Source organism: Nonomuraea sp. B12E4 (assembly GCF_039871825.1).
Classification (GTDB): domain Bacteria; phylum Actinomycetota; class Actinomycetes; order Streptosporangiales; family Streptosporangiaceae; genus Nonomuraea.
In genome coordinates this window covers 95,201-113,122 of sequence record NZ_JBDPME010000013.1, presented here as the reverse complement: position 1 = coordinate 113,122, position 17,922 = coordinate 95,201, and the positions used below count along the sequence as shown (strand labels likewise).

Below are 17,922 nucleotides of genomic sequence, written 5' to 3'. Positions count from 1 at the left end.
GTGACCCCTCCGCGCTCGAAAGAAGCGGCGTCCCAGGCCGCTGCCGTGTCCCGGCGGGCAGACCGTGCCCGCGGGACGGCGGGTGCCCCGGCGATCACTTGCCCCTTGTGGCCGGTCAATAGTATCGGTCAGCACTGACCGACATCCGAAAGGAGGAAGCGCGGGCACCAGGCTCGGACACGACGTCCGAAGACCTCCGCGCGGACTTTGATGGGCGAGTTCGACTACACCGACCTGCTTCCGCTTGGCGCCGATGAGACCGAATATCGGCTGATCACATCGGAGGGGGTGCGGAAGGTCGAAGCGGCCGGGCGTACGTTCCTCGAAGTCGAGCCGGAGGCTTTGCGGCTGCTGACCGAGACGGCGATCCATGACATCTCCCACTTCCTGCGCTCCTCCCACCTCGCCCAGCTCAGGAAGATCGTGGACGACCCGGAGTCCAGCGGAAACGACCGGTTCGTCGCGCTCGACCTGCTGAAGAACGCCTCCATCTCCGCCGGCGGCGTGCTGCCGATGTGCCAGGACACCGGCACGGCGATCATCATGGGCAAGCGCGGCCGCCACGTGCTGACCGACGGCAACGACGCCGAGCACATCTCGCGCGGCGTGTACGACGCCTACACCCGCCTCAACCTGCGTTACTCCCAGATGGCCCCGCTCACCATGTGGGAGGAGAAGAACACCGGCGACAACCTGCCCGCCCAGGTCGAGCTCTACGCCGAGGACCCGCACGGCCACCCCGACGAGTACAAACTGCTGTTCATGGCCAAGGGCGGCGGCTCGGCGAACAAGTCGTTCCTGTACCAGGAGACCAAGGCGGTGCTCAACGAGAAGCGCATGATGGCCTTCCTGGAGGAGAAGATCCGGTCGCTGGGCACGGCCGCCTGCCCTCCGTACCACCTGGCCGTGGTCGTGGGCGGCACCTCGGCCGAATACGCACTCAAGACGGCGAAATACGCCAGCGCCCGCTACCTCGACTCGATCCCGACCGAGGGGTCACCGTCGGGGCACGGGTTCAGGGACCTGGAGATGGAGGCCAAGGTCTTCGAGCTGACGCAGAAGCTGGGCATCGGGGCGCAGTTCGGCGGCAAATACTTCTGCCATGACGTACGCGTGATCCGCCTGCCCCGGCACGGGGCCTCCTGCCCGGTGGCCATCGCCGTCTCCTGCTCGGCCGACCGGCAGGCGCTGGCCAAGATCACTCCGGAGGGGGTGTTCCTGGAGAAGCTGGAGACCGACCCGGCCCGCTTCCTCCCGGAGACCACGGACGAACACCTCTCCGAGGATGTCATCCAGGTCGACCTCAACCGCCCGATGCCGGAGATCCTCGCTCAACTGACGAAATATCCTGTTAAAACCCGCCTCTCCCTCAGCGGACCGCTCGTCGTCGCCCGCGACATCGCCCACGCCAAGATCGCCGAGCTCCTGGACAACGGCGGCGAGATGCCCCAATACCTCAAGGACCACGCCGTCTACTACGCCGGCCCGGCCAAGACCCCCGAGGGTTACGCCTCGGGCTCGTTCGGCCCGACGACCGCCGGGCGGATGGACTCGTACGTGGGGCGCTTCCAGGAGGCCGGCGGCTCGATGGTGATGCTGGCCAAGGGCAACCGCTCGAAGCAGGTCACGGAGTCCTGCGCCCAGCACGGCGGCTTCTACCTGGGCTCGATCGGCGGCCCGGCGGCCCGGCTGGCCCAGGACTGCATCAAGAAGGTGGAGGTCCTCGAATACCCGGAGCTGGGGATGGAGGCGGTGTGGAAGATCGAGGTGGTCGACTTCCCCGCGTTCATCGTCGTGGACGACAAGGGCGACGACTTTTTTGACCAACGGCAACTAGACGGTGGAGCTACCTTCGTCGGCATCCCGACACGTTCGCCCAGGTGAAGGGCCCTCGACATCAGCCTAAAGCCCCATCTCACGGCATTCGCCGCGAGATGGGGCTTTTGCTGGGTCGGGGTTGATCGACCGACAGACGGCAACCGCGATCGTCATCCAGGGTCGTAGGGCCCTTCCAGCAGGTCAGAGGAAGATGATCTCTTCGTAGGCCAAGTTGACCTTCGGCCCACATAAGCTCAGAATCCACATTCAGTGCATCTTGTGCCATGTTTCTCCTGGCCAGGGGGCCGCTGGACGGTGCCGGGAAAGGGGCCACGGTTCGGGGGTTCCGGCTCGAACATGGCGGGATAAGTCCGGCACGATAACGATCAGCGGGGACCGGCGCAGCCGCCCGACGATCTCGGCGGCGGCCTCGGGCTACTCTGGGGGAGGGAGGATGACATGACCGACGAGAGCGACCAGGCGGACCCCGGCACGGACGATGCCGACGGGCAGCGCTGGAGCCGGCGGACCTTCAGCCCCGAGGCGGTCGAGCGAGTCCGCGCGAAGATCCGCGCCGAGCAGGCGGAGCGCCGTCGGCGATTGTTCGGCGACCGGCAGCCGTTCGCGATTCCCGAGGACGACATCGACGTCGACTTCGATCCGAACGTCGACCCCGGGGCCTGACACAGCGCTCCGGTCAGCGTGATGGGGCGCTCGCAGCCGCCGAGTGCGCAGGTCGCAGATCCCCGAGCCCAGCCGCCGATCACGCCCGCAGCCACCGACCAGACAGGCCGGAAGCGGGTCGTAGGGGGCCGCGGCGGCGACCCACGCCTCCAGGTCCTCGGCGCCGGAACGCGTGCGCATCATGTCCTTGTGCCGCAGTGACCCATGCGCGGCGCACAACCCCCACACCGCCCCGTCCCGCGGGCAGCCCGCCAGGATGCAGGGCTCGGTTCAGTCGTCGATCACCCGGTTGCGGTCCGGGACGAAGCCGCCACGCCGCTGATGGGCGGGCAGCACGGCGCAGGGCGCGAGGGCGAGCGCGGGGCTGCCGTCGATGTGGCAGCGGGTGAACAGAGCATGACCGGCGACGACCCCGTCGAGCTCGGCCACGATGGACAGGCCGGGAATCCAGGCGGGGTCCTTGCGGAGCGCGTCGACCAGGTCGGCTTCGAGCGCGGTGGTGAAGGCGGCGAGGTTGACCTCGCGGATCACCGGCACGTCACGCGCTTCCTCCGGCCTGGCGAGCCAGGAGAGCGTCACGCGGCGACCGGCGACCGGTGCGGCGCCACGACGGAGCCGTCAGGCAGCAGCAGGCCGGTGTCCTCGAACAGCACGACGCCGTTGCAAAGAAGGCTCCAACCCTGGTCAGGGTGAGCCGCGATCACGTGCGAGGCCTCACGGTCGGGAGACTCGGCACTCGGGCAAGCGGGGTAGTGACTGCACATGGCGCACCTCTCAGATTGCGCTCCAGATTGCGAGTTTTCAAAAGGGCAGGGAACGCCCTGACGGAGTGCGAAGGTCCAGGGCGGCTCTGGTCGGCCGCTTGGGTCGGCGACGAACCTGAGTCTGGCGCATCTTCATCACGTCCTTCTTAATGGTCGGTCATCAGTGGTGGAACCTTGGTGGTATGTCCTCAGTGTGACGATCGGTGCTGACACTTTCCGTCGGCTCCGGGAGCTTGCCTTGTTGCTTGGCCCAAGCATGCCCCCGTTCCCTTACGACAGCCTTACAACTCGCTGACGGGGTCCGGTGGTTCCTGTCAGCAAGCCTGCCGCACACGTGAAGTGTCCCTACTAGGCATCATGCACATTTATTCGCCATGCGAGTGTGCCGGTCGGCACAGACCGGGGGTGAGCTGGGGTAACAGCATCCAAAAAACCCGGCCAAGATGCGGGCATGCGGCGGCGGTAAGCCATCCGCGCAGGGGGACCCAACTGAGCCTCAGCACTTTGTCAAGGCGAGGCCTAGGCCACAAACCAGATGCAATTGAGAGCTATAGCGCGACCGCACCACGCGGTCAGGAGCCACGCAACCCCGACGTCGGGGAGTCGCGACGACACCCTCGGCACCTCACCGTATGCCAGGAGCAAAGGTGACGGCGAACGGGGACAGCCCCGCCGGGGCGGCCGGCGGCCGACATGGGTGCCGCCCGGCCGCCGCCTCGCCATCGAGCGAGGTCCGCCTGGACATGAGCACGGCCTCGCCGCGGGCGTTCGACGCCTGGAGGCGGCCGCCCCGACCGCGCCGAGCGCCCGCGGGCGTCGCCACCCGGACGAGGGCATGCTGACGTGACGAGTCAGGCGGGTTGACTTAAGTTCGCAACATTTTATCGGCCCCGCCTCTACTGGTCGGTTTACACAAATAGGTAAGCTGCCTGGCATGCGTGCGCCCTCCGGTTACCTACTCGCCGCGCGCTACCGGCTCGTGGAGCCGGTTGGTCGGGGCGGCATGGGCACCGTTTGGCGGGCACATGACGAGCTGCTCGACCGGGACGTGGCGGTCAAGGAAGTGCGGCTGCCGTCCGTGCTGGACGAGGAGCTGCGCGCCGAGCTGTGCGCGCGTACCGAGCGCGAGGGCAGGGCGACCGCGATGGTCGCGCACCCCTCGGTGATCACCGTCTTCGACGTGGTCACAGAGGACGACCGGCCGTGGATCGTGATGGAGCTGCTGCGGGCCAAGTCCCTGGAGCAGCTCATCCAGGAGGAGGGACCGCTCCACCCGCGCAAGGCGGCCGAGATCGGCCGGCAGATCCTCGGGGCGCTGCGTGCCGTGCACGCCAAGGGCATCCTGCACCGCGATGTCAAGCCGAGCAACGTGCTGGTGACCGAGGACCGTGCGGTTCTCACCGACTTCGGGCTGGCCGCGCTCGAAGGTGACGTTTCCATCACCCAGGCGGGCATCGTCCTGGGGTCGGCGGGATACATCGCTCCAGAGCGGGTGCTCGGTTCGAAGGCCAGTCCCGCCGGCGATCTGTGGTCGCTCGGGGCGACCCTCTACACCGCCGTCGAGGGCCGGGGACTGCACGGCCGCCGTACGGCCGCCGCCGCGCTCGCGGCCCTGACCAGCGGCGAGCCGATCCCGATGACCAAGGCCGGCCCGCTGGCCCCGGTGCTTGACGCGCTGCTCAGGATCGACCCGCAGACCAGGCTCGATTCCGTACGCGCCTCACTCATGCTGGCCAGGGTGGCCGCGGGCGGCTCGGCGGAGGAGCCGCTGGCCCCGCGCAGGCCCGTACGCCCCGCGCCCCAGCCCGGCCCGCCCCCTTCCGTCGCGCGCAGGCCCACGCACCGCGGGCTGCACCGGGCAGAGACGGCGGTGACGGCCGTGGCGACACCCTCGCCACGGCAGGAACGTAAGCCGGGCGAGGGCGTACACCGGAAGCGAGTTACGGCGCGACCGGCTCCGTCCGCTTATGCCCGTTTCAAAGCTACGGTGATAAAGTTGTGTCTTCCTCGGCGGTTCTGGCCCAGAGAACTTCGCAAGCGAGGGTAAAGCACTTCCCAAGCGAGAATCGATATCTTCTTCGTATGCCGGAACAGCAGACCCGCCTTCTCGCGGAGCGTTACGAGCTCGTCGCCCCTCTCGGCCGGGGCACGATGGGCACCGTGTGGCGCGCCCGCGACCGCGCGCTCGGGCGCGAGGTGGCGGTCAAGGAAATCCGTCAGGATCCCGGGCTCACCGAGGAACAGCGGGCCGAACTACGCGAGCGCATGGTGCGCGAGGGCCGTCTGGCCGCGCGGATCAACCATCCGTCTGTCGCCTCCATCCACGACGTGCTGATCCAGGACAACAGCCCGTGGATCATCATGGAGCTCATCGAGGCCCGCTCGCTGGAGCAGGTGATCGACGAGGAGGGGCCGCTCCCGCCGCGGCTGGTGGCGGAGATCGGTGTCGATCTGCTCGGGGCGCTGCGCGCCGCGCACGCCCGGGGGATCACGCACCGCGACGTCAAGCCGGGCAACGTGCTCATCACCGAGGGCGGCCGGGTGGTGCTGACCGACTTCGGCATCGCCAAGGCCGAGGGCGACTCGCGGCTCACGAAGACGGGCATGGTGATCGGCTCCCCCGGCTACACCGCGCCGGAACGTGCCAGGGGTGAATACACCGGACCCGAGTCCGACATCTGGTCCCTCGGGGCGACGCTCTACTTCGCCGTCGAGGGGCGGCCCGCGTACGAACGGGCCACGATCGCGGAGACGCTGGCGGCGCTGCTGACCGAGAGCGCCGACCCACCCACGCAGGCGGGGCAGCTCAGGCCCGTCCTGAACGGGCTGCTCAACAAGGACTACCGGCAGCGGCTCAGCGCTGCCAAGGCGGAGACCCTGCTGCGCATGGTCGCCGACACCCCGACGAGCGAGATGCCGGTGCTCACGGCCGAGGCTCTTACGGCGCAGGAGGCCGCTTTGTCCGACCCGTTCGCCGCCCCTGGTCAGGCATCCGGCCCCCATAACCTCGGAGGCCATGCCCCGGCCCATCCCGGACCGTACGGCGGCCCGCCCCAGGGCGGGCCAGGACGTCCCGGACCGATGCCCGGCGGCCCCGGGATGCAGGGACCTGGCGGACCGGTGCCCGGCGGGCCTGGGCAGCGTCCGCCGGTCGGGCAGCGGCCCCCGTCCGGCCCGCAGGGGCCGACGCACGGTCCGAGTTCGCCCACCGTGCCGCAGAACCCGATGCCCGGACGTCCCGGCCAGCAGCAGCTCGGCTCGCCGGCTCCCGGAGGCCAAGGGCCGGGCGGCGCCCCGGGCCCGTACGCGCGCGGGCCCCAGACCGGCCCTCAGGGTCCCCAGTACGGCGGGCCACCGGCCCCCGAGGCGGGCTACGACCCCGAGCAGACCATCAACATCGCCCGGCCCAAGTTCCCCGCGGCCCCGCAGCAGGCACGGCCGCCGCAGGGGCCGGACGATGAGAGCGCCGTCACCACCCGCCTCCGCACCCCGAAGAGCGGTCCCCCGGGGCAGCAGGTCTACCCCGTGCCCGCGCCGGACCGGCCGCCGCTGCCGCAGGGCCCCCAGGAGCGCCCGCAGCAGGGGCAACCGGGGCAGCAGGGGCAGGGGCAGCAGGGCCAACAGCACCACGGTGGTCTGGGCACGGACCTGTTCGCCATCGCCGGGCAGCCCGAGCAGCGACCGGCGGGCAACCGCAACGGCATGCTCGTGCTCATGGCGGTGGCCGCCGCCGCGGCCGTGGTGATCGCCGTGCTCATCGTGGCCCTGCTCTCAAGCTGACCACCATGGGGCGGTGCGGGCCCGGCTGATCAGGTGGCCGTGCATCAGACTGGAGTCATGAGCGAGTTCAGAATCGAACATGACTCGATGGGCGAGGTACGTGTGCCCGCCGGTGCCAGGTGGCGCGCCCAGACCCAGCGGGCAGTGGAGAACTTCCCGGTCTCGGGCCGGCCGCTGGAGCCGTCCCACATCGCCGCCCTCGGCCTGGTCAAGGCGGTGGCCGCCGAGGTCAACGGCGAGCTCGGTGTGATCGACAAGGACATGGCCGAGGCCATCGCCCAGGCCGCCGCCGACGTCGCCGAGAACGAGCACGACGCCCACTTCCCGATCGACGTCTTCCAGACCGGCTCGGGCACCTCGTCCAACATGAACGCCAACGAGGTGATCGCGACGCTGGCGGAGGAGCGGCTGGGCCGTCCCGTGCACCCCAACGACCACGTGAACGCCTCCCAGTCCTCCAACGACGTCTTCCCGACCTCGATCCACGTGGCGGCGGCGACTGAGGTGAGCTACCACCTGCTGCCCTCGCTCAAGCACCTGGCGGAGGCGTTGCGGGAGAAGTCGATCGAGTTCGGCGGGGTGGTGAAGTCGGGGCGCACGCACCTGATGGACGCCACTCCGGTGACACTCGGCCAGGAGTTCGGCGCGTACGCCACCCAGATCGAGCACGGGGTCGCCCGCGTCGCGTCGGCGCTGGACCGCGTGCTGGAGCTGCCCCTGGGCGGCACCGCGGTGGGCACCGGCATCAACACCCCGCCGGGTTTCGCCCAGGAGGCCATCGCCAAGCTGGGCGAGGCGACCAGCATCCCGTTCCGCGAGGCCGCCGACCACTTCGAGGCCCAGGGCGCGCAGGACTCCATCGTCGAGCTGTCAGGGCAGCTCAAGGTGGTGGCGGTCTCGCTCACCAAGATCTCCAACGACCTCCGCTGGATGGGCTCTGGCCCGCGCGCCGGGCTCGGCGAGATCAACCTGCCAGACCTGCAGCCCGGCTCGTCCATCATGCCCGGCAAGGTCAACCCGGTGATCCCCGAGGCCACGGCCATGGTCGCGGCGCAGGTCATCGGCAACGACGCGGCGATCACGTTCGCCGGCGCGTCCGGGAACTTCGAGCTCAACGTGCAGCTCCCGCTCATCGCCCGCAACATCCTGGAGTCGATCAGGCTGCTGGCGAACGTCTCCCGCCTGCTCGCCGACCGCTGCGTCAGCGGCATCACGGCGAACGTGGAGCGCCTGCGCGAATACGCGGAGTCGTCCCCGTCGATCGTGACGCCGCTGAACAGGTACGTCGGCTACGAGGAGGCGGCCAAGATCGCCAAGCAGGCCCTGGCCGAGCGCAAGACCATCAGGGAGGTGGTCATCGAGCGCGGCCACGTGGCCGACGGCGCCCTCACGGAGGAGCAACTCGACGCCGCGCTCGATGTGCTCTCCATGACCAGGCCCTAGCTACCGGGGGCCTGGCCGGCGGTGACGCGGGTGGCGTGGACCCAGCGGGTGAGCAGGGACAGGGCGGCGCCCGAGTCGACGGCGTCCGCGACCCGCTTGTACGCCGCGGTCAGGGCCGGCGTGAGCTCGGCCGCGGGCGGGGTGCCGTCCGCGGCCACCACGGCGGCGGCCGCGTTCAGCAGGACGATGTCCCGTACCGGCCCGTGTTCACCTGACAGGACCGCCCGCGCCACGCCCGCGTTGTGGGCGGCGTCACCGCCGCGCAGGTCCTCGGGGCGGGCCCGCGGGATCGACAGGTCGGCTGGGTCGAACGCGGTCGGCGTCACGGCGCCGCGGCGCACCACCCACACCGAGGAGGAGCCGCAGGTGGTGAGCTCGTCGAGCCCGTCGTCGCCCCTGAAGACGAGCGCGGAGGCGCCGCGCTCCGCCAGCACCCCGGCGATGACCGGCGCCATGACCGGGTGGTAGACCCCGACCGCCTGGGCGGACGGCAGGGCGGGGTTGGTGAGCGGGCCGAGGAAGTTGAAGACCGTGGGCACGCCCAGCTCGCGGCGCGGCTTCGAGGTCCGTTTCAGCGCGGGGTTGAAGGCGGGCGCGAAGCAGAACGTGATGCCGACCTCGTCCGCGATCCCGGCCACCGCGGCCGGCGGCAGGTCGATGACCACGCCGAGCTCCTCCAGCACGTCGGCGGCGCCTGCCATGGAGGAGGCCGCCCGGCCCCCGTGCTTGGCCACCTTCACGCCCGCGGCGGCGGCCACGACGGCGGCCATGGTGGAGATGTTCACGGTGTTGGCCCGGTCGCCGCCGGTGCCGACGAGGTCCACCAGGTCCCCGCGGATCCTGATCGACGCCGCTCTGCGCAGCATGCCCTCGGCCAGCCCGGCCACCTCCGCCACGCTCTCGCCCTTAGCCCGCAGCGCGACGGCGAACGCGGCGATCTGGGCGTCGGTCGCCGCATCCGACATGATCTGGTCCATCGCCCAGGCGGCCTGGCGCGAGGTGAGGGACACGCCGTCGAGCAGCGTGCTCAGCAGTCGTGGCCAGGTGGTGTCGGTCATGGTGAGCTCCCCTTGTTCCGTCAGTGCTCGACGGGGGGCCACACATGTCGAACGGCCGCCTCGTCGAGGCGGCCGTGCGTATGTCGCTGGGCGGTCCGCCTAGGAGGCGGGCCACCACGAGAACGAATACGCGATCACGGTCAACATAGCAGATCAGCACATCCACATAGGGCGGCCCGGATCTATGTCGGTGGCACCCATGCGTCCGGGTGCGATGACCGCCTAGGGTCGGGGGTATGGCGAAGGAGCTGACGGGGCGGACCGCGCTGGTGACGGGGGCAGGGGGCGGCATCGGGGCGGCCTGCGCCCGGCGGCTGGCCGCGGCCGGGGCCAGGGTGCTGGTCGTGGACATGCGGGCCGAGCCCGCCGGGAAGGTGGCCGCCGAGATCGGCGGAGTGGCCGTGGTGGCCGATCTGGGCGACCCGGGGTTCGTCACGGCGCTGCCGGACGAGCCCGTGGACATCGTGGTGAACAACGCCGGGTTCCAGCACGTCGCGCCGATCGAGGAGTTCCCGCCCGAGGTGTTCGCCACGATGCTGCGGGTCATGGTGGAGGCGCCGTTCCTGATCGCGCGGCGGGTGCTGCCCGGCATGTACGCCAGGGGCTGGGGACGGTTCGTGAACATCTCGTCGGTCCACGGGCTGCGGGCCTCTCCGTACAAGTCGGCCTACACGACGGCCAAGCACGCGCTGGAGGGGTTCTCCAAGGTCGTCGCGCTCGAAGGGGCGGCCCACGGGGTGACCTCGACCTGCGTCTGCCCCGCCTACGTGCGGACCGGGCTGGTCGAGGCGCAGATCGCCGACCAGGCCAGGGTGCACGGCATCCCACCCGGCGAGGTGGTGGAGAACATCATGCTGCAGCCCGCCGCGATCAAGCGGCTGATCGAGCCGGAGGAGGTGGCGGAGCTGGTCGCATACCTGTGCGGGCCGAGCGGGGCGTTCATCAGCGGCGTCTCCCTGCCCATCGACGGCGGCTGGACGGCGCGCTAGTGCCAAGCCGAGGACCCCGGGCATGACCAGGCGTTTCCTCGAACTGCTGGCCAGGGAGGCCTCGGCGGTCGAGTTCGAGGGGCCGATCATCCAGGCCAGGGCGGCGGGCGCGGACGCGGCCGCGATCGAGGCGCTGGAGCAGGCCAAGGTCGAGGCGCTCAAGGTGCGTGACCTGCTCAGGAGGCGGGCCAGGCGGGAGGCCGAGCTGTCGGCGCTCTACGACACGGCCGGCGACCTGGCCGCGCTGCGCGACCTCGACGCCGTGCTGGAGGCGATCGTGCACCGGGCCAGGCAGTTGCTGGCCACCGACACCGCCTACCTCACGCTGCACGATCCCGAGCGCGGCGACACGTACATGCGGGTCACCGACGGGACGATCTCGGCCAAGTTCCGGGCGGTGCGGCTGCCCATGGGGGCGGGGCTGGGCGGGCTGGTGGCGCAGACGGCCACGCCGTACGCGACCGCCGACTACTTCGCCGACGCCCGATTCCGGCACAAGGACGACATCGACGAGGCTGTGAAGGAGGAGGGCCTGGTCGCGATCCTGGGCGTGCCGCTGCGGCTGGGCCAGCGGGTGATCGGCGTGCTGATGGCGGCCAACCGCAGCGCGCGTCCGTTCCACCAGGAGGAGGTGGCGCTGCTGGCCAGCCTGGCCGCGCACGCCGCCGTCGCGATCGACAACGCCAGGCTGCTGCAGGAGACCAGGAACGCGCTGGAGGAGCTCTCCCAGACCCACCGGGCGCTCAGGGAGCACGGCGAGCACGTGGAGCGGGCGGCGCTGGCGCACGACCGGATGACCTCGCTGGTGCTGCGCGGCGGCGGGATCGAGGACGTGGCGGCCGTGGTGACCGACGTGCTGGGCGGGTCGCTGGCGGTGCTCGACGACCTGGGCCGGCCGCTCGCCGGCGAGGTGGGTCAGGTGGACGCGGGGGTGTTCGAGGCGGCGCAGGCGTCCAGGGCGCTGGGGCGTACCGTGCGCAGAGGCGATCTGCTGATCGCCTCGGTGGACGTGGGCGGGGAGCCGCTGTGCACGCTCATCCTGCGCAGCGACGACGCCGACGAGCGCATCCTGGAGCGGGCGGCGCTGGTGTGCGCGCTGCTGCTGCTGTTCCGCAGGAGCGTGGCGGAGGCCGAGGGGCGGGTCAGGGGCGAGCTGCTGGACGACCTGATCGCGCGGCCGGACTCCCCCGGCCTGGCCGAGCACGCCCGCCGGCTGGGCGTGGACCTGTCTGCGCCGCACGTCGTCGTGGTGGTGCGGCACGAGGGCCAGCGCGAGCGGGCGGCGTTCTGGGCCTCCTCGCAGGCCGCGCTGCGGCACGGGCTGGCCGCCGGGCGGGCGGGCGAGGTGGTGCTGCTGCTGCCGGGCGAGAACGCGGGCGGGCTGGCCCGCCGGGTGGCCGCCGAGCTGTCCGCATCGCTGCACGTACCGGCGACGGCGGGCGCGTCCGGGATCAGCACGGGCGGGACCGATCGGGGCGCGTCCGGGATCGATCCGGGCGCGTCCCACCGTCCGCGGGTGGGTGACGTGGCCGCCGCCTACCAGGAGGCGCGCCGGTGCGCGGAGGCGCTGATCGCGCTCGGGCGGGCCGGGGACGGGGCGAGCGCGGCCGAGCTGGGCTTCGTGGGCCTGCTCGTGGGCGACGGCCGCGACGTGCGCGGCTTCGTCGGCGAGGTGCTCGGCGCCGTCATCGACTACGACGCCCGCCGGGGCACCGCGCTCACCGAGACGCTGGCCGCCTACTTCGGCTCGGGCGGCTCCCCCTCCCGTACGGCCGAGGCCATGCACATCCACGTCAACACCGTCACGCAGCGGCTCGACCGGATCGGCAAGCTGCTCGGCGAGGGCTGGCTGGAGCCGGAGCGCGCCCTCGAGATCCAGCTCGCGCTCCGCCTGCACCGGCTGGGCCACACATCCATCGCCTAGACTGTGGGCTCCGGCCCCATATAAGTGACGCCGGTCACTCCTTACCGTGACCGGCATGGCCACTTCCATCAAGAAGATCGTCGCCGCGAGCCTGATCGGCACCACCATCGAGTGGTACGACTTCTTCCTGTACGGCTCGGCAGCCGCGCTCGTGTTCAACAAGCTCTTCTTCCCCGAGTCCGATCCGCTGACCGGCACGCTGCTGGCATTCCTCACCTATGCCGTGGGATTCGTCGCCCGCCCGCTCGGCGGCCTGGTCTTCGGCCACTTCGGCGACCGGTTCGGACGCAAGACGCTGCTGGTCCTCAGCCTGCTGATGATGGGCGCGGCGACGTTCCTGATCGGCTGCCTGCCGACGTACGAGAGCCTGGGCCCGGCGGCGGCGCTGCTGCTGACGGGGCTGCGGCTGGTGCAGGGCTTCGCGCTCGGCGGCGAGTGGGGCGGCGCGGTGCTGATCGTCTCCGAGCACGGCGACACCGGCCGGCGCGGCTTCTGGGCCTCCTGGCCGCAGGCCGGCGCGCCGGGCGGGAACCTGCTGGCCACCGGCGTGCTGGCGGTGCTGGCCGCCTGGCAGTCGGAGGAGGCGTTCCTGTCGTGGGGGTGGCGGGTGCCGTTCCTGCTGTCCGGGGTGCTGGTGCTGATCGGGCTCTGGATCCGGTTGTCGATCAGCGAGTCGCCGGTGTTCCAGCAGGCCGAGCCCGAGGAGCGGGCGCCGATCGTGGGCGTGCTCCGCGATCACTGGCGGGACGTGATCGTGGCCATCGGGGCCCGGCTGGCGGAGAACATCTCCTTCTACCTGCTGACCGTCTTCGTCATCACCTATGCCAAGGAAGTCAAGGTCGACAACTCCACGGTACTGAACGCCGTGCTGATCTCCTCGGCCATCCACTTCGTCACGATCCCGATGTGGGGCGCCCTGTCCGACCGGGTCGGCCGCCGCCCGATCTACCTGGCGGGCGCCGCCGGGATCGGGGTGTGGATCTTCGCCTTCTTCCCGCTGGTGGAGACGGGCAGCTTCCTGGCGATCACCCTCGCCGTGACCGTCGGCCTGCTGTTCCACGGCATGATGTACGGCCCCCAGGCGGCCTTCTTCTCCGAGCTGTTCGGCACCAGGATGCGCTACACCGGCGTCTCCATCGGCGCGCAGCTTTCGGCGATCGTGGCCGGGGCGCTGGCCCCGCTCATCGCGGTCGCGCTGCTGCAGGCCTATTCGAGCAGCGTGCCCATCTCCCTCTACCTTGGGCTGGCGGCGGTGCTCACCCTGGTCGCGGTCTACGCCGCCCGCGAGACCCAGGGCCGCGACCTGGCCGAGAGGATGCACGCTCGATGAAGGTCACCACGCCGAGGCTGACCCACCATGTCCTGACCGTCGAGGGCAGGACCACCGGAGAGCCCGTGCTGTTCGTGCACGGGAACGTCTCCTCCAGCGCCTTCTGGCGCGACACCATGGCGGCGCTGCCGGAGCGTTACCGCCCGCTCGCGGCGGACCTGCGCGGCTTCGGGGAGAGTGACCCGGCGCCGGTGGACGCCACCCGGGGCGTGCGCGACTGGTCCGACGACCTGGCCGAACTGGTCGAGTCGCAGGGACTGACGGAGCTCCACCTGGTCGGCTGGAGCCTGGGCGGCGGTGTCGTGCTGCAGTTCCTGCGCGACCACCCGGCCGCCGTCCGGAGCCTCACGCTGGTCAACCCGGTCTCCCCGTACGGCTACGGCGGCACGGAGGGTCCCGAGGGCCGGCTGACCCACCCCGACGGCACGGGCGCGGGGGCCGCGGCCGCCAACCCGGACTTCGTAGCCCGGCTCAAAGCAGGCGACATGTCGGACGAGTCCCCCACGTCCCCACGCAACGTCTTCCGCACGTCCTACGTGAAGAACCCCGACGGCATCTCCGACGAGGACTTCTACGTACGCTCGATGCTCACCACCCGCGTCGGCGAGCACAACTACCCGGGCGACCCCGTCACCTCCCCGGCCTGGCCCGGCGTGGCCCCCGGCAAGTACGGCGTGCTCAACGCCCTGGCCCCCACCCACTTCCGGCTGGACGACCTGCACGAGATCGACCCCAAGCCGCCCATCCTGTGGATCAGGGGCGCCGACGACGTGATCGTCTCCGACGCGTCCCTGTTCGACCTGGCCCACCTGGGCGCGCTCGGCGTGGTGCCCGGCTCCCCCGGCACCCCGGCCCAGCCCATGGTGACCCAGACCAGGGCCGTGCTGGAGCGCTACGGCCGCTACCGCGAGGCCGTGCTGGACGACTGCGGCCACAGCCCGCACCTGGAGCACCCGGCCGAGTTCCGGCGGCTGCTCACCGACCACTTCGGAGAGGCATAGATGATCGTCGCACTCACGCTGGTGGCGAGCCTGTTAACGGCACCTCACCAGCTCACCGTGCCCGGCGCCGAGCGGCAGGTGGTGGCCTCGCTCGCCGACCTGACCACGGCGGGCACCACGCAGACCGGCCACACCGACCCCGCGGACTGGGCCGGGCTGCACTCGTCCGCCACGGTCAACCCGACGGGCGTGCCCGGCATCCAGATCGACGGCTACTTCCCCGACACCTCCACCACCAACGCCACACACGGCTGGAACCATGACTCCCAGTTCGTGATCAGGCTCCCGGAGAAGTGGAACGGCGGCCTGGTCGTCGGCGGCACCCCCGGCAACAGGGAGCAGTACGCCAACGACTACACGATCTCCGACTGGGTCCTGGCCAAGGGCTACGCGTTCGCCTCGACCGACAAGGGCAACGTGGGCGCCGCCTTCCACGAGGACGGCCGCCGCCCCGGCGACGCCATCGCCGAGTGGAACGACCGCGTCACCCAGCTCACCGTGGCCGCCAAGGCCGTGGTCAGGCAGCGGTACGGCAGGCAGCCCAGGCGCACCTTCGCGGCCGGCATCTCCAACGGCGGCTACCTGGTCAGGTGGCAACTGGAGAACCGGGGCCGGCTCTACGACGGCGGCGTGGACTGGGAGGGCACCCTCTGGCGGGTCAAGGGCGACAACCTGCTGAACTTCCTGCCGCCGGCGCTGAAGGCGTACCCGGACGAGGCGGGCGTGCGGGCCGCCGGGTTCGCGGCGGGCTCGGAGTTCCTGTGGCCCTTCCACCGGCAGTACTACTGGGAGCTGACCCAGGAGCTCTACCAGAAGGAGCTGGACCCGTCCTACCAGGGCGCGGCGGCCGACTACGACTACGACGAGCGCAAGCCGTACGCGGCCATGGCGAAGATCGCGCTGACCGGCCGGATCACCAAGCCGCTGATCACCCTGCACGGCACGCTCGACACGCTGCTGCCCATCTCCCGCGACTCCGACGTCTACGCGAAGATGGTCGGCCCGCACCGGCCGTTCCGCTACTACCGGGTCGAGGGCGGCAACCACCTGGACAGCCTGGTGGACACCTATCCCGATCAATTGAAGCCGATGCTGCCCGTCTTCAGGAACGCCTTCGAGGAGCTGGAGGGCTGGGTCAGCTGAGGTAGCGGTGCTTGCCCACGCGCGCCAGGCGCACCAGGTGGCGCACGCCGGGCAGCCGCCGGCCGATGCGGTGCAGCACGGTGTCGCGGCCCAACGGCGAGCGCCGCCCGGGGTCCACCGCGGCGGCGGGGCGCACCTGGACCCTGCCCCTGCGCACGTCCAGCGAGAACCGCAGCCCGAGCTCCTCCTCCGTCGAGCGCAGCGACGGCAGCCAGCCACCCGCGCCGAGTTGGTCGCCGTCCGCCGCCAGCCGCCTGACCGGCACCCTGGCCACCAGTTGCCCGGCGAACCGACCCGGCACCCCGGCCTCGACCAGCGCGGGTACGGACACCTCCCGGCGCCGCCGCCCGGCGCTGCGCAGCACCAGCTCCAGCGGCGGCCCGCCGCTCGGCGGCACGTACGGCACCGGCAGCACCACGTACAGGGACCCGTCGAGCTGCTTGACGTCGGCCCCCGGCGAGACCAGCGCGATCGACTCCGAGAACGAGCGCGGCTCGATCGCCAGGCCCAGCTCCCCGTTGTCGCTCCAGCACGGCAGCACCAGCCGCGTCCGCGGCCGCTGGGCCAGCACGCCCAGGCAGTTGAGCGGGCCCTCGGTCCGGCTGACCCGGCTCCTGGCCTGGTTGGCGCCGCCGAACATGCGGACGTGCACCTCCCACTGGCCCGGCTTGAGCGGCCCGCCGAGCGCGACGGTGGCCACGTCCACCCGGGACTCGGCCTTGATCTGCACACGGGCGCGGCAGCCGTCCACGGTGCGTTCCACCCGCTGGGTCAGCGGCAGGAAGTGGATGACGCCGGTCTCCGCGTGCCGCACGTAGAGCTCGATGCGGGCCCGGTCGACCGCCTCGGTGACGTCGGTGACGCCCTCCGCCAGCGACTTGGTGTCGATCGAGCGCGGCGGGATCCAGTGCAGGCGGTCACCCTCCACCCGGTAGTGGTCGGGGGTGCCGTCGCCCGACATCACCTCCACGGTCAGCCCCAGCACCAGGACGTCGGCGTCCCAGCTCACCTCGGTCAGGTCCGCGCGCAGCCCGGCACGCCTGGTGGAGTTCGACAGGAGCACGATCTGGTCCAGGCGGCCCTCGCGGACGTAGGCGGCCACCACCCGAAGCTGGACGGGCAGGTAGCGGTCGAGACGCTCGGGGAAGCGCTCGGAGACGAGCTTCTGCACGACCCGGAAGTGCGGCCCCCTGTCGACGGAGGACTCGGCGAACTTGCTGGTCACCAGCGGGCGCAGGACGGCCGAGCGGAGCCAGTGGCTGTATATGCGGTCGCGCTGGCGGCCCTCGCCGACGAAGGTGTCGATGTCGTCGAGGAGCGATCGCAGTTCTTTCGCCATCGCCCGCGGCTCCTCGGCACCGGGCCGCTCGCCGAGGTGGCAGCAGACGTGCTCGGCCAGCACGGCGATGACCTTGGCCCGCAGGTAGGCACGCAGTACGAACGCCTGCTCGGCCAGCCGCCCGCCGGGCACCGCGAAGCCCAGCTCGTACACCTCCAGGAAGGCGCGACGGTAGAGCTGCTGCGGGACGAGCACGGTGAGCAGGCGGTCGCGCAGGATGTCGGCACGGGCGACGCTGCGCTCGAAGGCGGTCATCGGCGGCCCGAAGTCCCGGATCAGCCGGCCGACCAGCACGTCCGCGTCGGTCTCCACGGCCCGCTCGTACATGAGCTCGAGCGCGTCCCTCTCCAGCCGGTCGCCCTGGTCGAGGAAGTAGACGTACTCACCGGCGGCCGCCGCCAGGCCCACGTTGCGGGCCCGCGCCGCCGAGCCCGTGTGCGGCAGGTGCACCGCGCGCGCGTTGTCGCGGACGGTGGCGATGGCGTCGAGGCGATCCGCGATCCCGTTCGTGGACCCGTCGTCCACGAAGATCACTTCGTAGTCGTCCGCGGGCATCGTCTGCTCCAGAGCGGAGCGCATGCACGCGTCGTCGGCGCCACCCGGATTGTGAACATTGACGATCACGCTGACCTTCACACCCATGCGGCCA

14 protein-coding genes are annotated in these 17,922 nt (G+C 71.1%); 10 read left to right on the top strand and 4 right to left on the bottom strand.

Annotation, left to right across the window (positions count from 1 at the left end):
* Positions 1–210 precede the first annotated feature (210 nt).
* Positions 211–1,884 (top strand): fumarate hydratase, encoded by a 1,674-nt coding sequence (locus tag ABGB18_RS27530; protein WP_347698497.1) that lies wholly within the window; start codon positions 211–213, stop codon positions 1,882–1,884.
* A gap of 393 nt (positions 1,885–2,277) precedes the next feature.
* Positions 2,278–2,502 (top strand): hypothetical protein, encoded by a 225-nt coding sequence (locus ABGB18_RS27525; RefSeq protein ID WP_347698496.1) that lies wholly within the window; start codon positions 2,278–2,280, stop codon positions 2,500–2,502.
* A gap of 270 nt (positions 2,503–2,772) precedes the next feature.
* Here the strand turns inward: ABGB18_RS27525 and ABGB18_RS27520 are convergent, their stop codons facing one another.
* Positions 2,773–3,081, bottom strand: coding sequence for an N-acetyltransferase (locus ABGB18_RS27520; RefSeq protein WP_347698495.1), 309 nt, complete (start codon positions 3,079–3,081; stop codon positions 2,773–2,775).
* Positions 3,078–3,266, bottom strand: coding sequence for a DUF5999 family protein (locus ABGB18_RS27515; RefSeq protein ID WP_347698494.1), 189 nt, complete (start codon positions 3,264–3,266; stop codon positions 3,078–3,080). Before ABGB18_RS27515 ends, ABGB18_RS27520 begins: the two co-directional genes overlap by 4 nt.
* Positions 3,267–4,200: 934 nt before the next feature.
* Between ABGB18_RS27515 and ABGB18_RS27510 the strand changes: the two genes are divergently transcribed.
* The 3 genes from ABGB18_RS27510 to ABGB18_RS27500 are packed head-to-tail and all read left to right on the top strand — an operon-like array spanning position 4,201 to position 8,489.
* Positions 4,201–5,313, top strand: a complete 1,113-nt coding sequence (locus ABGB18_RS27510) for a serine/threonine-protein kinase (RefSeq protein ID WP_347698493.1) — start codon at positions 4,201–4,203, stop codon at positions 5,311–5,313.
* A gap of 35 nt (positions 5,314–5,348) precedes the next feature.
* A complete protein-coding gene (locus tag ABGB18_RS27505; protein ID WP_347698492.1) occupies positions 5,349–7,046 on the top strand; it encodes a protein kinase in 1,698 nt (565 codons plus the stop codon).
* A 57-nt stretch (positions 7,047–7,103) separates the two neighbouring features.
* Positions 7,104–8,489, top strand: a complete 1,386-nt coding sequence (locus tag ABGB18_RS27500) for a class II fumarate hydratase (protein ID WP_347698491.1) — start codon at positions 7,104–7,106, stop codon at positions 8,487–8,489.
* Here the strand turns inward: ABGB18_RS27500 and trpD are convergent.
* Positions 8,486–9,547 carry an anthranilate phosphoribosyltransferase gene (trpD, locus tag ABGB18_RS27495; RefSeq protein WP_347698490.1) on the bottom strand — a complete coding sequence of 354 codons (1,062 nt, stop codon included), beginning with the start codon at positions 9,545–9,547 and terminating at the stop codon, positions 8,486–8,488. The two genes, ABGB18_RS27500 and trpD, sit on opposite strands and share 4 nt — an antisense overlap.
* A gap of 236 nt (positions 9,548–9,783) precedes the next feature.
* Between trpD and ABGB18_RS27490 the strand changes: the two genes are divergently transcribed.
* Genes ABGB18_RS27490 through ABGB18_RS27470 form a run of 5 tightly spaced genes read left to right on the top strand, consistent with a single transcriptional unit; the run spans position 9,784 to position 15,934 of the window.
* Positions 9,784–10,536, top strand: a complete 753-nt coding sequence (locus tag ABGB18_RS27490) for an SDR family NAD(P)-dependent oxidoreductase (protein WP_347698489.1) — start codon at positions 9,784–9,786, stop codon at positions 10,534–10,536.
* Positions 10,537–10,558: 22 nt separating this feature from the next.
* Positions 10,559–12,460: a GAF domain-containing protein gene (locus ABGB18_RS27485; RefSeq protein WP_347698488.1), complete on the top strand. Its 1,902-nt coding sequence runs from the start codon at positions 10,559–10,561 to the stop codon at positions 12,458–12,460.
* 55 nt (positions 12,461–12,515) lie between these two features.
* Entirely contained in the window at positions 12,516–13,790 is a 1,275-nt protein-coding gene (locus ABGB18_RS27480; RefSeq protein ID WP_347698487.1) for an MFS transporter, read from the top strand.
* Positions 13,787–14,791, top strand: coding sequence for an alpha/beta hydrolase (locus ABGB18_RS27475; protein ID WP_347698486.1), 1,005 nt, complete (start codon positions 13,787–13,789; stop codon positions 14,789–14,791). Before ABGB18_RS27480 ends, ABGB18_RS27475 begins: the two co-directional genes overlap by 4 nt.
* Positions 14,792–15,934 carry a tannase/feruloyl esterase family alpha/beta hydrolase gene (locus ABGB18_RS27470; protein ID WP_347698485.1) on the top strand — a complete coding sequence of 381 codons (1,143 nt, stop codon included), beginning with the start codon at positions 14,792–14,794 and terminating at the stop codon, positions 15,932–15,934.
* Here ABGB18_RS27470 and ABGB18_RS27465 read toward each other — a convergent pair.
* The gene (locus tag ABGB18_RS27465) at positions 15,927–17,915 is read right to left on the bottom strand and encodes a glycosyltransferase family A protein (RefSeq protein WP_347698484.1); all 1,989 of its coding nucleotides are present in this window, start codon (positions 17,913–17,915) and stop codon (positions 15,927–15,929) included. The genes ABGB18_RS27470 and ABGB18_RS27465 overlap by 8 nt on opposite strands.
* Positions 17,916–17,922: the final 7 nt, after the last annotated feature.